Annotated in this window: 11 protein-coding genes and 1 other annotated feature; all 11 genes read left to right on the top strand. The window is 60.5% G+C overall.

Features of this window, described 5'->3' with window-relative positions; all coding sequences use genetic code 11:
* Nucleotides 1-153 precede the first annotated feature (153 nt).
* The 11 genes from OL236_RS09100 (at nucleotide 154) to mmdA (ending at nucleotide 14,610) form a co-directional block, all read left to right on the top strand.
* On the top strand, nucleotides 154-705 hold the full coding sequence (locus OL236_RS09100; protein ID WP_265070352.1) for a hypothetical protein: 552 nt from the start codon (nucleotides 154-156) through the stop codon (nucleotides 703-705).
* Nucleotides 706-779: 74 nt separating this feature from the next.
* On the top strand, nucleotides 780-1,664 hold the full coding sequence (gene hslO / locus OL236_RS09095) for an Hsp33 family molecular chaperone HslO (protein ID WP_265070351.1): 885 nt from the start codon (nucleotides 780-782) through the stop codon (nucleotides 1,662-1,664).
* A gap of 60 nt (nucleotides 1,665-1,724) precedes the next feature.
* Nucleotides 1,725-1,969 (top strand) — a binding site (T-box leader).
* A 123-nt stretch (nucleotides 1,970-2,092) separates the two neighbouring features.
* Nucleotides 2,093-4,753 carry a valine--tRNA ligase gene (locus OL236_RS09090; RefSeq protein WP_265070350.1) on the top strand — a complete coding sequence of 887 codons (2,661 nt, stop codon included), beginning with the start codon at nucleotides 2,093-2,095 and terminating at the stop codon, nucleotides 4,751-4,753.
* A 13-nt stretch (nucleotides 4,754-4,766) separates the two neighbouring features.
* Nucleotides 4,767-6,062 carry a bifunctional folylpolyglutamate synthase/dihydrofolate synthase gene (locus tag OL236_RS09085; protein ID WP_265070349.1) on the top strand — a complete coding sequence of 432 codons (1,296 nt, stop codon included), beginning with the start codon at nucleotides 4,767-4,769 and terminating at the stop codon, nucleotides 6,060-6,062.
* The gene (locus tag OL236_RS09080; RefSeq protein ID WP_265070348.1) at nucleotides 6,052-7,398 is read left to right on the top strand and encodes an O-antigen ligase family protein; all 1,347 of its coding nucleotides are present in this window, start codon (nucleotides 6,052-6,054) and stop codon (nucleotides 7,396-7,398) included. The genes OL236_RS09085 and OL236_RS09080 overlap by 11 nt, the downstream gene beginning before the upstream one ends.
* Before the next feature lie 251 nt (nucleotides 7,399-7,649).
* The gene (locus OL236_RS09075) at nucleotides 7,650-9,149 is read left to right on the top strand and encodes an acetyl-CoA hydrolase/transferase family protein (protein WP_009646151.1); all 1,500 of its coding nucleotides are present in this window, start codon (nucleotides 7,650-7,652) and stop codon (nucleotides 9,147-9,149) included.
* Nucleotides 9,150-9,292: 143 nt separating this feature from the next.
* On the top strand, nucleotides 9,293-10,942 hold the full coding sequence (locus OL236_RS09070) for a methylmalonyl-CoA mutase (RefSeq protein WP_009646138.1): 1,650 nt from the start codon (nucleotides 9,293-9,295) through the stop codon (nucleotides 10,940-10,942).
* 87 nt (nucleotides 10,943-11,029) lie between these two features.
* Nucleotides 11,030-11,422, top strand: a complete 393-nt coding sequence (locus OL236_RS09065; protein WP_009646128.1) for a cobalamin B12-binding domain-containing protein — start codon at nucleotides 11,030-11,032, stop codon at nucleotides 11,420-11,422.
* A 139-nt stretch (nucleotides 11,423-11,561) separates the two neighbouring features.
* Entirely contained in the window at nucleotides 11,562-12,500 is a 939-nt protein-coding gene (gene meaB / locus OL236_RS09060; RefSeq protein WP_265070347.1) for a methylmalonyl Co-A mutase-associated GTPase MeaB, read from the top strand.
* 33 nt (nucleotides 12,501-12,533) lie between these two features.
* Nucleotides 12,534-12,956 (top strand): methylmalonyl-CoA epimerase, encoded by a 423-nt coding sequence (mce, locus tag OL236_RS09055; RefSeq protein ID WP_009646173.1) that lies wholly within the window; start codon nucleotides 12,534-12,536, stop codon nucleotides 12,954-12,956.
* Nucleotides 12,957-13,080: 124 nt separating this feature from the next.
* Nucleotides 13,081-14,610, top strand: coding sequence for a methylmalonyl-CoA decarboxylase subunit alpha (gene mmdA / locus OL236_RS09050; RefSeq protein ID WP_265070346.1), 1,530 nt, complete (start codon nucleotides 13,081-13,083; stop codon nucleotides 14,608-14,610).
* Nucleotide 14,611: the final 1 nt, after the last annotated feature.

Raw genomic sequence — 14,611 nt, 5'->3', positions numbered from 1 at the left:
TTACTATGAAAGTCCAAGAAGTCAAGCCCGAAGGGCGCAGACTGATTGGGTAACTTTCATTAAGGGCGGCGCACAATGTCCACGAAGTGGATGTTTGTGCGTGTAGTCTGCACATTGAAATAGTGGCTTGGATAGTCTTTGGGGAGGCGTCTTTTGACCTTGTGGCATGACTTTTTGCGCGGCCTTGCGCTTGCCGGCGTATTTTTTGTGACGAGCGCAGGCGTCTGTCTGGCGAACCATGCGGTGCGCGTTTCGGATCTCGATGCGGCGGCCTTTGTCGCGCATTACAACGATATGGCTCAGCGCGAGGATTCCGTCGTGCGTCTTGCCGCGCCGTTTCTGTCGAACGACGTGAAGCTCAAGAATTATCGCGTCTATGAGGCCGAGCTCCTCGGCATTGAGGAGAAGGGGAGGCTCTTTCTGAACGTCAACGAGGCGGGGGCGCTTTCGAGCATCGTCATGAAGAGCGAGAAGGCGCCTGTGCCGCGCTCTTTGGCTCTGCGGCGCGTGCTGACGCTCGCCTTGGAATCGCTGGGGCTGACGGAGGCGGAGCGCGCGGACTTCTTCAGCTCGGAAGAGAAGTCGCCGGACAAGGGCGGCGCACTGCGCCATGCGTGGTGCAAGGCGGCGGGGCGCAAGATCGTCGCTTTCTACGACGCCGTCCATGCGCCCGACATCCTTGTGCTCTACGCGTGGGATGAATGATGAATATAGAAGATAAGGCGGGTGGATACGCTGTGTGTCCACCCGCCTTGCTTGAAGAAGGAGGAAATTTTCCGATGAAAGATACCCTGGTCAAGGCGATGGCGGGCGACTTCCGCATCTATGCGGCGCAGACGACGCATCTCGTGGGTGAAGCCGTGCGCCGCCACGACTGCCTGCCCGTCGCGGCGGCGGCTCTCGGGCGCACGATGACGGGAGCGCTGCTCCTCGCGGCGAACCTCAAGAATGAGGAGGCGCTGACCGTAAAGTTCGCAGGCGCAGGGCCCTTGGGCGCCATCGTGGCGGACGCCGTGCCCGAGGGCTTCGTGCGCGGCTATGTCGAGCATCCGCATGTAAATCTGCCGCTGAACGCAAAGGGAAAGCTCGACGTCGGCGCGGGCGTTGGCACGGGACTCTTGACGGTCACGCGCTTCACGGGACTCAAGGAGCCTGTCGCCGGCTCGTCCGAGATCGTCACGAGTGAGATCGCGGAAGACTTGACGCGATACCTGTATGATTCGGAGCAGACGCCGTCGTCCGTTGCGCTCGGCGTGCTCGTTGCGCCCGATCTTTCGGTGCTGGCGGCTGGCGGCTTCTTCGTGCAGCCATTGCCGGGCGCGTCGGAGGAATCGCTTTCGCAGTTGGAGGAGAATCTTGCCGCGCTTCCCGCCGTTTCCGACATGGTGCATCAGGACATGACGGCGCACGAGATCGCCGAGCGCGTCATGCAGGGCTTGGGCGAAATGCAAGTCCTCGCCGAGACCGGTCTCGCCTTTCGCTGCTCATGCTCAAAGGAGCGCGTCGAGTCCATGCTTCTGAGCCTAGGTACAGCGGATCTCGCGTCCCTTGTCGCCGACGGCAAGGCGGAGGTCTGCTGTCACTTCTGCGGCGAGAAGTACGCGTTCACGCGCGAGGATTTGGAGGCGCTGCTCGCCGAGAAGGAGCGAGCGGCGAAGGGGTGAACGGCAAGGGAGCGTCGCCGCATCTTGCCAAAATGCCATTCTTATGGTATCCTTTTGTCGGTAAAGGCGATGAGGAAGAGGAGTACGCTGCAAGCGCCGCTTCAGAGAGGGGATGGCTGGTGAGAATCCCTGCGGCGGGCGGCGGAAGGTCGCTTCGGAGCTTTCGGGCTGAAGCCGCATGGCGCATTTTGCCGTTCGGTGCGTAGGTGCGGGCGCGGCGGCGGCGTTATGCCTTGGAGCTGCAGGGCGTTTCGCCTTGCGGGAAGTTAGGTGGTACCACGGAAGCAGGCTCTTCCGTCCTTTCGGACGGGAGAGCTTTATTTTTTGTTTGCGGGAGGTTTATGCGGGCTGCGGGGATTTGTCTTGCGGCTGTCCGTGCTTCCTGCAGGGGACTTTTGCGTCAATGCGACATGTATGGAGGTTTTTTCATGGCAAAGGATAATATCCCGAAGGTTTATGAGCCGCAGTCGTTTGAGAAGAGATGGTACGAGTTCTGGGAGAAGAACGATCTCTTTCATGCCGAACCCGAGGAGGGAAAGAAGCCATTTTCCATCGTGATTCCGCCGCCCAATGTGACGGGGCAACTGCACATGGGGCATGCGCTCGACAATACCTTGCAGGACATTTTGATCCGCTGGCGGCGCATGCAGGGTTATAATACTCTTTGGATGCCGGGCTGCGACCATGCGGGCATCGCGACGCAGGCGAAGGTGGAGGCGGCGCTTCGCGCAGAGGGTACGAACCGCTACGAACTCGGGCGCGAGAAGTTCACGGAGCGCGTCTGGCAGTGGAAGGAGGAGTACGGCAGCCGCATCATGTATCAGCTCCGAACGCTCGGCTCTTCGTGCGACTGGGCGCGCGAGCGCTTCACGATGGACGAGGGCTGCTCGCGCGCCGTGCGCGAAGTCTTCGTGAGCCTTTACGAGAAGGGGCTGATCTATCAGGGGACGCGCATTACGAATTGGTGCCCGTCGTGCAACACGGCGCTTTCGGATATTGAGGTCGAGCACGAGACGGAATCGGGTCATCTCTGGCATCTGCGCTATGCTTTCGAGGGCGGCGAGGGCTATGTTGAGATCGCGACGACGCGCCCGGAGACGATGTTCGGCGATACGGGAATCGCCGTGCACCCCGATGATGCACGCTACAAGAATCTCGTCGGCAGGAACGTCATTCTGCCCATCGTCAATCGCCCGATTCCCATCTTTGCCGACGAGTACGTCGATCCCGCCTTCGGTACGGGCGCGGTCAAGGTCACGCCTGCGCACGATCCGAACGACTTCGAGATGGGGCTGCGCCATGACCTGCCGCAGGTGCGCGTCATAGAAAATGACGGCACGATGTCGGAAGGTCTCGGCAAGTACGCGGGACTCGACCGCTACGAGTGCCGCAAGATGCTCGTCAAAGACCTCGAAGAGGCGGGCGTTCTCGTCTCCACAGAGGAGCACGAGCACGCCGTCGGCCACTGCTCGCGCTGCCATACGACGGTCGAGCCGCTCGTCTCCAAGCAGTGGTTCGTGAAGATGGAGAGCCTCGCGAAGCCCGCGATTGAGGCGGTGCAGGATGGAAGGATCAAGTTCGTGCCCGAGCGCTTCACGAAGATCTATGTGAACTGGCTCGAAAACATCCGCGACTGGTGCATCTCGCGCCAGCTTTGGTGGGGGCATCGCATCCCTGCGTGGTATTGCGAAGACTGCAAGGAGACGGTCGTCTCGCGCGAGGACGTCGAGACCTGCCCGAAGTGTGGCGGTCATCATCTGCACCAAGATGAGGACGTGCTCGATACATGGTTCAGCTCGGGACTCTGGCCGTTCGAGACGATGGGCTGGCCTGATGCCACGCCGGAACTCAAGCAGTTCTACCCGACGAGCGTTCTCGTGACGGGCTATGACATCATCTTCTTCTGGGTCGCACGCATGGTCATGATGGGCTTGGAGTTCGGCAAGGACATCCCTTTCCGCCATGTGTTCATCCACGGTCTCGTGCGCGACAGCGAGGGGCGCAAGATGTCGAAGTCGCTCGGCAACGGCATCGATCCCGTCGAGGTCATCGACAAGTACGGCGCGGACACCCTGCGCTTCATGCTCATTACGGGCAACACGCCGGGCAACGACATGCGCTTCTACTGGGAGCGCGTCGAAGCGGCGCGAAATTTCGCGAACAAGCTGTGGAACGCCTCGCGCTTCATGCTCATGAATTTGGAGGACTTCGATGCGAGCTTCACTCCGACGGCGGAGGACTATACGCTCGCCGACCGCTGGATCTTGTCGCGCTGCCAGAAGACGGCGGCGGGCGTGACGGAGAATCTGGAGAAGTTCGAGCTGGGCGAAGCGGGGCGCATGATCTACGAGTTTATCTGGAGCGAGTTCTGCGACTGGTACATCGAGTTGGCGAAAGCGCGGCTCTATGACAAAGATGCGGCGGGCGAGCGCTCGAAGAAGACGGCACAGTATGTCCTCTCGTACGTCTTGGAGCGCACGCTTCGCCTGCTGCACCCCTTCATGCCGTTCCTCACGGAGGAGATTTGGCAGCGCGTGCCGCATGAGGGCAGGAGCGTTATGATCGCGCCGTGGCCCGAGGCGGACAAGGCTCTCGTCGACGAGGCGGCGGAGCGCGAGATGGCGAGCATCATGGAAGTGATCGTGCGCATCCGTAACATGCGCGCCGAGGTTGAGGCCGCGCCAGGCAAGAGGAGCGAGGTCATTTTGCACTTCGCGGACAAGGCGCTCGCGCCCGTATTCGCCGCGCACGCCGCGTACTTCGCCGCGCTCTCGTGGGCGGAGCCTCTGACCGTCTTGGAAGACGGCGCGGCGAAGCCCGAGAATGCCATGGCGGCGATCGTCTCGGGTGTCGAGGTCTACCTGCCTCTGAGGGGGCTCATCGACGTCGAGAAGGAAAAGGCGCGTCTGGAAAAAGAATTGGCAAACCTCGTCGGCGAGGAGAAGCGCCTCGGCGGCAAGCTCGCGAACGAGGGCTTCGTCAAGAAGGCGCCGCCCGCCGTCGTGGAAAAAGAGCGCGAAAAGCTCGAAGCGGCGAAGGAGAAGAAGAAGGCCGTCGAAGAGCGCCTCGCCTATCTGGCAAAACTCTGAGGAAGGTGGGGAAATGGACTACAAGGAAAGTCTTTCTTACCTCGAAAGTCTCAACGTCTTCGGCTCGAAGCTCGGCCTTTCGCGCATCGAGCGGCTCACGGAGCTGCTCGGCCACCCCGAAAGGCGATACAGAACCGTCCATGTCACAGGCACGAATGGCAAGGGCTCAGTCAGCGCCATGACGGCGGCGATTTTGACGGAATCGGGCTTTAGGACGGGACTCTACACCTCGCCGCATCTCACTTCCTACACGGAGCGCTTCGTCATCGACGGCGAGCAGGCTAGCGAGGCGGATTTCGCGGCGGCGATCTCGGCTGCAAAAGAGGCGGCGGAGGCGATGCTCGCCGAGGGGCTGGAGCAGCCGACCGAGTTCGAGGTGCTGACGGCGGCGGCGTTCTATTATTTCGCCGAAAAGCACGTCGATTATGCCGTCATCGAGGTCGGCCTGGGCGGGCTTCTCGACTCGACGAACGTCATCATGCCCGAGGTCGCCGTCATCACGAACGTCGCCATGGAGCACGCCGACCGCTGCGGCGGCACGCTCGAAGGCGTCGCGCATCACAAGGCGGGCATCATCAAGCGGGGCGTGCCCGTCGTCACGGCGGCTGAGGGCATGACGCTCGACGTCGTGCGCCGAAAGGCCGCGGAGGAGGGAAGCGAAATCTTCGCCTATGGCGAAGATTTCCGCGCGGCCGCAGGTGCTGAGGGAATCGACTTCTCGTCGAAGGACGGCGGCGCAGCGCACTACGCGCTCGCGCTTGGCGGCGCATACCAGCGGCAGAACGCCGCGCTCGCCATTCGGACGGCGATGCTCCTCGCCGAGAAGCATCGCGCCGTCACGCACGAGACAATCGCCCGCGCCTTGAAGTCCGTCGCCTGGCCGGGGCGCTTCGAGCGCTTTGCGCTCGAAGGCGTGCGCATCGTCGTCGACGGCGCACACAACCCGGCGGGGGCGGCGGCTCTCAAGGAGAGCCTTGACGCGGCATTCGCGGGCGAGAAGCGCGTGCTGCTCCTCGGCATCTTGGAGGACAAGGACTATCGTGCAATGCTTCGGACACTCGTGCGTGCGGACGATTGCGTCGTCATCACGCCGCCGGATTCGGCGCGCGCGGGCGACCCCGAGAACCTTGCCCGCGTCGCGCGGGAAATCACGCAGGAGGTCGAAGTCGTCCCGGCGGCGGATGCGGCTCTCTCGCGTGCGCTTGACCGGGCGGCCGGGCGGCGCATCCTCTGCGCGGCAGGCTCCTTATATCTCATAGGGAACTTGCGGCGTCTGCTTTTGGAGAGGGGGGCGCACCATGACGGCTAAGGACAGCCTGTCGGATTATCTTGCGGGCGGCATCTACTATGCCATCTTGCTCGAAGCCTTCCTCATTGCGCTCTCGCCGCCCCTGGCGACGGCGGCTCTGCTCCTCGGCGTCATCTTCTGGCTCGCGCGCCTCGTCGTCGACAAGGAGTGCCGTCGCTTCCGCCGCCTGCCCTACGACGTGCCTGCCGCGCTCTTCGCGCTTTTGGGCGCGGTTTCCATCTTCGTCTCGCCCGACCGTGGCTTCAGCTTCTACAACTATTATAACCTCGTCGGCGTCTACCTTCTGACGTATCTTCTGATCGGGCAGAACGTCCAGGCGTCGCAGGACATCCGCAAGATCGTCTACGCGCTCGGTCTCTCGTGCGTGCTCGTCGTGCTTTACGGCTTCTACCAGTTCGCCTTCGGCATCGACACGAGCACGATGAAGTGGGTCGACGGTGATGCCTTCCCCGAGCTCAAGAAGCGCGTCTTCTCAACGTGGGAGAACCCCAACATTCTCGCGGGCTATCTCGACGTCGCCATGTGCTTCGCCTTCGCCTTTTTCGTGAAGATGCGCGATCAACGACGGCGCATCGCGCTCGGTGCGGCGCTCGTGCTCCTGGCAGCGTGCCTCGCGATGACGTATGCACGCATGGCGTTCCTCGTCGTCGCCCTGATCTTCATCCTCTACGGTATGTTCCGCGACGGGCGCGTGCTGCTTGCGGTCGGCGTCGTCGCGGGCGCGCTCTTCCTCCTCGACCCCGCGCTTCTCGACCGCGTGACGTCGGTCTTCACGCGCGTCGACACCTCGTCGGAAATGCGCCTTGCGCTGTGGGAAAGCACGCTCGCCATGATCGGCGATCATCCGTTCTTCGGCATCGGCTGGGGTGCCTACTGGATGGTCTACCCCGAATACGACTTCTACCTGCAGGGCGCGGACGTGCTCATCGTCCACGCGCACAACATGTATCTGAACTACGCGGCGGAGATCGGCGTCGTCGGTGCCGTAGCCTTCCTGTGGTTCTTCTTCGGCACGATGGGGCTGGCCTTCTTCTCGAAGGTGCATGACAGTGAGGGCTTCCGCCAAGGGCTGATGCTGGGGATCAGCCTCGCCTTCTTCTCCATCGCGCTGAACGGCCTCACGGACGACGTGCTCTTCAACATCCCGTCGTCGATGCTCCTGTGGCTTCTTGCGGCGCTCGCCGCCGTCACAGAGTTTGCGGGCAATGAGGAGGACGAGGCCATCGTCATGGACGAACTGGCGGCGAGGAAGCGGCAGAAGCTTCGAGAGCTTCGCCAGAGGGCGAAAGAGGGCGGCGAATCGCCTAAAAATAGCGGCGAAGAGTCCGAAAATTGACTTGACGCTAAAGCGTCGAAGTGGTATTCTTTAGCTTAGGATATAATTGTCGCATAGTAGTACGATAAGCCTCAGTTATCCCATTTTCGCGCGATAGCGAGAAGCTATCATGCGGGAGCGGAAGAGGAGGGTGAGTTCGGCTGCGGCGGCAGTTCATCACTGGAAGCCCGGCTCTTCCTGCTTTCCCGGGAGAAGCGGCGGTTTCCTTAGATTACACGGGCCGGACGGCCTTGTGAGGGAGGATGTATTGAATGATTGACATCTCGGATCGCGTACGCAACAAAGACCTGCAGGCGAAGATCGTGAGCGCGGAGGAAGTGGCGGCCTTCATTAAGCCGGGCATGAGCATCGGCATGAGCGGCTTCACCGCTTCCGCTTATCCGAAGGCAATTCCGCTTGCCCTGGCCGAGCGCATGAAGAAGGAGCCCTTCACCGTTGACATCTGGACGGGCGCTTCGACTGGCCCGGAGCTTGACGACACGCTTGCCGCCGTCCACGGCATCAAGAGGCGCTTGCCGTACCAGACGGACGCCATTCTTAGGGGCGAGATCAACAATGGCTCCGTCGACTATCTCGACCTCCATCTGAGTGAGTCCGCACAGCTCGCACGCGTCGGCTACCTCGGCAAGCTCGACATCGCCATCGTCGAAGCCGTCGCCATCACAGAAGAGGGCAACATCATTCCGTCGACTTCGCTCGGCAACGCTGCCTCTTATGTGCAGCAGGCCGATGTCGTCATCGTCGAGGTCAACACGACGCAGCCGCTGGAGCTTGAGGGCATGCATGACGTCTACGTGCCGCTCGACCCGCCGAATCGTCTGCCGATTCCCATCGTGAAGGCGGATGACCGCGTTGGCACGCCGTTCATCCCGTGCACGCCGGACAAGATCAAGTACATCGTGCCGTGCGACATCAAGGATCACACGCGTGACCTCGCGCCGATCGACGAGAACTCGAAGAAGATGTCGCAGTTCACGCTCGAATTCCTCAACGCGGAGATCAAGGCGGGTCGCATGCCGAAGAACCTCTTGCCGCTGCAGTCGGGCGTCGGCAACGTCGCGAACGCCGTCATGGCGGGCTTCGTTGACTCCGACCTCGAAGACCTCACGGTCTACACCGAGGTCATCCAGGACGGCATGCTCGACCTCATCGACGCAAACAAGCTGAACTTCGCCTCGGGCACAGCATTTTCACCCTCGCCGGCGGGCATGGAGCGCTTCTACAAGGACGTCGCGAAGTACAAGAAGTACCTGCTGCTGCGTCCGCAGGAAATCTCCAACAGCCCGGAAGTTGTCCATCGCCTCGGCGTCATCGCCATGAACACGGCTCTTGAAGTCGACATCTACGGCAACGTGAACTCCACACACGTTACAGGCACGAAGATGATGAACGGCATCGGTGGCTCGGGCGACTTCGCGAGAAACGCCTTCCTGACGATCTTCTACACGCCTTCCATTGCGAAGAACGGCGCGATCTCGTCCGTCGTTCCGATGTGCTCGCATATCGATCACACGGAGCACGACGTTGACGTCATCATCACGGAGCAGGGCATCGCGGATCTGCGCGGCCTTGCACCGAGGGCGCGCGCCTTGGAGATCATCAACAACTGCGTGCATCCCGACTACAAGCCGGTGCTGCTTGACTACTACAACAGAGCCGTAGAGGCCACCAAGCATGCACATACGCCGCACATCATCAAGGAAGCGCTTTCCTTCCATGAGAAGTTCATCGAAACGAAATCCATGAAATAAGGCGCAGAAAACATTTTTTGAACGGATCGGAAATCAATGGGGAAAAGGAAGCGGCTATAGACCGCTCGGACTTCCGCGGCAAAGACACGCAGGAGACGAGCGGATGCGCCCCTTTTTGCATTCCCTGACAGGAGGAAAACAATATGAGCAATGAGAAAATCCAGGCCGAGTTGGAAAAGTACGAGGCTGACCTGAAAAAGACCACCGCGAAATTCCCGCTTCGCCCGCACGTTCCCGAGCAGGGTCTCTACACGCCGCTCGACGTCGAGGGCGAGAATTACGTCGAGGATCTCGGCGTTCCGGGCCAGTTCCCCTACACGCGTGGCGTGCAGCCTACGATGTATCGCGGCCGCTTCTGGACGATGCGTATGTACGCCGGCTTCTCCACGGCCGAAGAGTCCAACAAGCGCTACCGCATGTTGATCGCGACAGGCGCGTCGGGCCTCTCGTGCGCCTTCGATCTGCCGACGCAGATCGGCTACGACTCCGACGATTCGATTTCCGAAGGCGAGGTCGGCAAGGTCGGCGTGGCGATCGATTCGCTCGCTGACATGGAGACCCTCTTCGACCAGATTGATCTCGGCAAGGTCTCGACGTCCATGACGATCAACGCCCCGGCTTCCGTGCTTCTTGCGATGTACATCGCTGTTGCTGAGAAGCAGGGTGTGCCCGCAGACAAACTCACGGGCACGATTCAGAACGATATCCTCAAGGAGTATGCGGCTCGCGGCACCTACATCTTCCCGCCGCGTCCGTCCATGCGCCTCATCACCAACATCTTCGCTTACTGCTCGAAGAATGTACCGAAGTGGAACACGATTTCCATCTCGGGCTACCATATCCGCGAAGCCGGTTCCACGGCTGCTCAGGAAATCGCGTTCACGATTTCCGACGGCATCGCCTACGTCAATGCCGCCATCGAGGCGGGACTCAACGTCGATGATTTCGCGGGCCGTCTCTCCTTCTTCTGGAACGCGCACAACAACGTGCTCGAAGAAGTCGCGAAGTATCGTGCATCTCGCCGCATCTGGGCGAAGATCATGCGCGACCGCTTCGGCGCGAAGAAGGACAAGTCCATGAAACTCCGCTTCCATACCCAGACTGCAGGCTCCATGCTCACGGCGCAGCAGCCGGACAACAACATCGTCCGCGTCGCGCTGCAGACGGCGGCAGCCGTCATGGGCGGCACGCAGTCCCTCCATACGAACTCCCGCGACGAAGCGCTCGCGCTTCCGACGGAAGAGTCCGTCTCCATCGCTCTGCACACGCAGCACATCGTTGCGCATGAGAGCGGCCTCGCTGACGTCATCGATCCGCTGGCAGGCTCCTACTATGTAGAGGCCATGACGAACCGGATCGAGAAGGAAGCGATGGAGTACATCAAGAAGATCGACGAGATGGGCGGCGCTGTCGCTGCCATCGAGAAGGGCTACATCCAGAAGGAAATCCAGGACAGTGCTTACGCCTGGCAGATGGATGTCGAGTCCGGCGCTCGCATCATCGTCGGCGTCAACAAGTATCAGAAGGAAAACGAGGAGCCGCCGAAGGACCTCCTGAAGGTCGACGCCTCCGTCGGCGAGAAGCAGAAGAAGAAGCTCGCCGAGGTCAAGGCGAAGCGCGACAACGCAGCTGTGAAGTCCGCGCTCGAAGCCCTCAAGAAGGCGTGCGAGGATGAGAAGGAAAACCTCATGCCGCACATCCTCACGGCTGTCAAGACGTATGCGACGCTCGGTGAAATCTGCGGCGTCATGCGCAGCGTCTTCGGCGAATACGAGGCTCATACGTCCCTGTAATCCGCAGGGCTTTTGGGGAAGCCGTCCGTTTTTCGGGCGGCCGCACCCTGCATTCCTTTCTCTACTTGAACTTGGAGGTAATTTCAAATGGCAAAAATCAGGGTATTGGTAGCAAAACCGGGCTTGGACGGCCATGATCGCGGCGCGAAAGTCGTCGCGCGTGCTCTTCGTGATGCAGGATTCGAGGTCATTTACACAGGTCTTCGCCAGACTCCGGAGCAGATTACGGAAGCAGCTCTGCAGGAAGACGTCGATGTCATCGCGATGAGCATCCTCTCGGGCGCTCATCCGCATCTTTTCCCCAAGGTTGTCGAGCTTGTGCGCAGCAAGGGAATGAAGGACACGCTGATCATTGGCGGCGGCGTCATTCCTGAGACGGACATCCCCGCACTCAAAGAAGCGGGCATTGCCGCCGTCTTCACGCCGGGCACGCCGACGGGCGACATCGTCGATTTCATCAACGAGCATGTGAAGAAGTAAGAGTTCGATATGGGGCTGGCAGCAGCTCGTCTGCCGCCAGCCTTGCTTTTATCCGTATCATGCGCGAAATTTCGGGAAACAACGGGCAATTCTGTGTTTTTCGAGATTTTCCGGAACAATGGCATAGGTGGTGCATTCCATGGACATAGCCAAGGAACTCCTGCAAGGAAATCGCCTCGCGCTTTCGAGAGCCATCACGGCGATCGAGAACGAGGCGGAAAATGCCATCGACATCATGAAGGCGCTCTACCCGCATACGGGTCACGCCTATGTGCTCGGCATCACGGGGCCTCCGGGCGCCGGCAAGAGCACGCTGACGGACAAGCTCGCGAACGAATACCGCAAGCAGGGCAAGACCGTCGGCGTCATCGCCATCGACCCGACCAGCCCGTTTTCGGGCGGCGCCATCCTGGGCGACCGCATCCGCATGGCGAGTCTGGCGATGGACGAAGGCGTATTCATCCGCAGCATGGGGACACGCGGCAGCTTGGGCGGCCTTTCGCACAAGACGGCGGACGCCGTCAAGGCGATGGACGCTTTTGGCAAGGACATTATCTTTGTCGAGACCGTCGGCGTCGGGCAATCCGAGGTCGACATCGTTCGGGCAGCCGATACGACGATGGTCGTATTGATTCCCGGCATGGGCGATGACATCCAGGCCATCAAGGCGGGCGTCTTGGAGATCGGCGACGTGTTCGCCATCAACAAGGCAGATCTCGACGGCGCGGACAAGCTTGTGCGCGAGATCAACATGATGCTCGATTTGGACGGCGTGATGAAAGATTGGCGTCCGCCCATCGACAAGGTCATAGCAAACCAACAGATCGGCGTCAAGGAACTTGTCGCATCCGTCGACAAGCACCGCGCCTATATCGAGGAGAAGGGAATTCTCGCCGAGCGGCGCACGAAGCGCACGAAGGACGAGATGATCGATATCCTCGAAAGCAATATCGGCTCGTACGTCAAGAGCAAGGTTGTCGATTCGGGCAAGCTTAACGCGTTCGTCGCCGACATCAAGGAAGGCAGGACAGATCCCTACACCGTCACGCAAGACATCATGAAAAATATGCTCAAGTGACGGCAGATCTTTCTATATTAGGAGGTAATCCACATGTTCAAAGTTATGGGTGTAGACCACATCGGCATTGCTGTCAACGATCTCGACGAGGTTGGCAAGTTCTGGACGGAGCAGCTGGGCATCCCGTGCACGGGCAAGGAAGTTGTTGCCGAGCAGAAGGTCGAGACGAGCTTCAACCCGACGCCGAACGGCTCGGAGATCGAGCTTCTCGCGGCGACGGAGCCGACGAGCCCGATTGCGAAGTTCATCGAGAAGAACGGCGGCAGAGGCGGCATCCAGCACATCGCTCTTCGCGTAGACAACATCGAGAACGCGATCGCCGACCTCATGGCAAAGGGCGTGAAGATGATCGACGAGAAGCCGCGCTACGGTGCGGGCGGCGCGAAGATCGCCTTCATTCATCCGAAAGCCACGCACGGCGTCCTCCTCGAAATCTGTGAGCACGAAGACCGCTGAACCCTTGCCGCATAGCCTGCGCCTGTGCGCTTGGGATGAGCGGGAATGAAAGAGTCGGGCTTGACCGCCTGGACTTTCATAAGGTACTATATACGAGAAAGATTCGACATAGAGGAGGAAGAGTATGGCTACAGTTCAGGAAAAAATCGCCCTCATGCACGCCAAGAAGGAACATATCCAACTGGGCGGCGGACAGAAGCGCATCGACAAGCAGCATGAAAAGGGCAAGATGACGGCTCGCGAGCGCATCGAGAAGCTCTTTGACGAGAACACCTTCGTCGAGCTTGACATGTTCATGAAGCATCGCTGCACGAACTTCGGACAGGACAAGAAGGAACTGCCGGGCGAAGGCGTCGTCACGGGCTACGGCACGGTCGACGGCCGCCTTGTTTACGCTTTCGCGCAGGACTTTACGGTCGAGGGCGGCTCCTTGGGCGAGAAGCACGCGCACAAGATCTGGAAGGTCATGGATCTCTCGATGAAGATGGGTGCTCCGTGCATCGGCATCAACGACTCGGGCGGCGCACGCATCCAGGAAGCCGTTGACGCGCTTTCGGGCTATGCGGGCATCTTCTACCGCAACACGGCGGCTTCGGGCGTCGTACCGCAGATCTCCGTCATCATGGGACCGTGCGCGGGCGGCGCTGTCTACAGCCCGGCCATCACGGATTTCATCTACATGGTCAAGAACACGAGCCAGATGTTCATCACGGGTCCTGCCGTCATCAAGTCCGTCACGGCGGAAGAAGTCACGGCGGAAGCCTTGGGCGGCGCCATGACGCACAACTCGGTCTCGGGCGTTGCGCATTTCGCGGCGGAGGACGAGGATGACTGCATCCAGCAGATCCGCTACCTGCTCTCCTTCCTGCCGAGCAACAACATGGACGACGCGCCGATCGTTGAGACAGGCGATGATCCGTCTCGCATGGACGAGTCCTTGAACACGGTCATTCCCGACAACCCGAACGCGCCGTACAACATGAAGGACGTCATCCGCAGCATCGTTGACAACGGCGAGTTCTACGAAGTGCATCAGTATTTCGCGACGAACATCATCACCTGTTTCGCACGCTTCGACGGTCGCTCCGTCGGCATCATCGCGAACCAGCCGAACGTCATGGCAGGCTGCCTCGACGTCAACGCTTCCGACAAGGCGGCACGCTTCATCCGCTTCTGCGATGCGTTCAACATCCCGCTCGTCAACCTCGTCGATGTTCCGGGCTTCCTGCCGGGCGTCGGCCAGGAGCACACGGGCATCATCCGCCACGGTGCGAAGATGCTCTATGCCTACAGCGAGGCGACGGTGCCCAAGGTCACGGTCATCACGCGCAAGGCGTACGGCGGTTCATACATCGCCATGTGCTGCCGTGAACTCGGCGCAGACCAGGTCATGGCATGGCCTTCGGCTGAAATCGCCGTCATGGGCCCTGCGGGCGCTGCGAACATCATCTTCCGCAAGGATCCCGACAAGGATCAGAAGACGGCGGAGTACGTCGAGGAGTTCGCTACGCCGTACAAGGCGGCGGAGCGCGGCTACGCCGACATGGTCATCGAGCCGAAGGAGACGCGCCCCTATGTCATCACGGCATTGAACGCTCTCGCCTCGAAGCGCGAAGTCGGGCCGGCGAAGAAGCACGGCAATATTCCGTTGTAAT

Source organism: Selenomonas sputigena (assembly GCF_026015965.1).
GTDB lineage: Bacteria > Bacillota > Negativicutes > Selenomonadales > Selenomonadaceae > Selenomonas.
Note: the sequence above shows the minus strand (reverse complement) of the source record. Positions and strands in the feature narration are given on the sequence as shown.

Bases quoted from the DNA above. Each gene is read 5' to 3' on its own strand.
- hslO (WP_265070351.1), top strand. From the start codon at position 780: ATGAAAGATACCCTGGTCAAGGCGATGGCGGGCGACTTCCGCATCTAT.
- OL236_RS09090 (WP_265070350.1), top strand. From the start codon at position 2,093: ATGGCAAAGGATAATATCCCGAAGGTTTATGAGCCGCAGTCGTTTGAG.
- OL236_RS09085 (WP_265070349.1), top strand. From the start codon at position 4,767: ATGGACTACAAGGAAAGTCTTTCTTACCTCGAAAGTCTCAACGTCTTC.
- OL236_RS09080 (WP_265070348.1), top strand. From the start codon at position 6,052: ATGACGGCTAAGGACAGCCTGTCGGATTATCTTGCGGGCGGCATCTAC.
- OL236_RS09075 (WP_009646151.1), top strand. From the start codon at position 7,650: ATGATTGACATCTCGGATCGCGTACGCAACAAAGACCTGCAGGCGAAG.
- OL236_RS09070 (WP_009646138.1), top strand. From the start codon at position 9,293: ATGAGCAATGAGAAAATCCAGGCCGAGTTGGAAAAGTACGAGGCTGAC.
- OL236_RS09065 (WP_009646128.1), top strand. From the start codon at position 11,030: ATGGCAAAAATCAGGGTATTGGTAGCAAAACCGGGCTTGGACGGCCAT.
- meaB (WP_265070347.1), top strand. From the start codon at position 11,562: ATGGACATAGCCAAGGAACTCCTGCAAGGAAATCGCCTCGCGCTTTCG.
- mce (WP_009646173.1), top strand. From the start codon at position 12,534: ATGTTCAAAGTTATGGGTGTAGACCACATCGGCATTGCTGTCAACGAT.
- mmdA (WP_265070346.1), top strand. From the start codon at position 13,081: ATGGCTACAGTTCAGGAAAAAATCGCCCTCATGCACGCCAAGAAGGAA.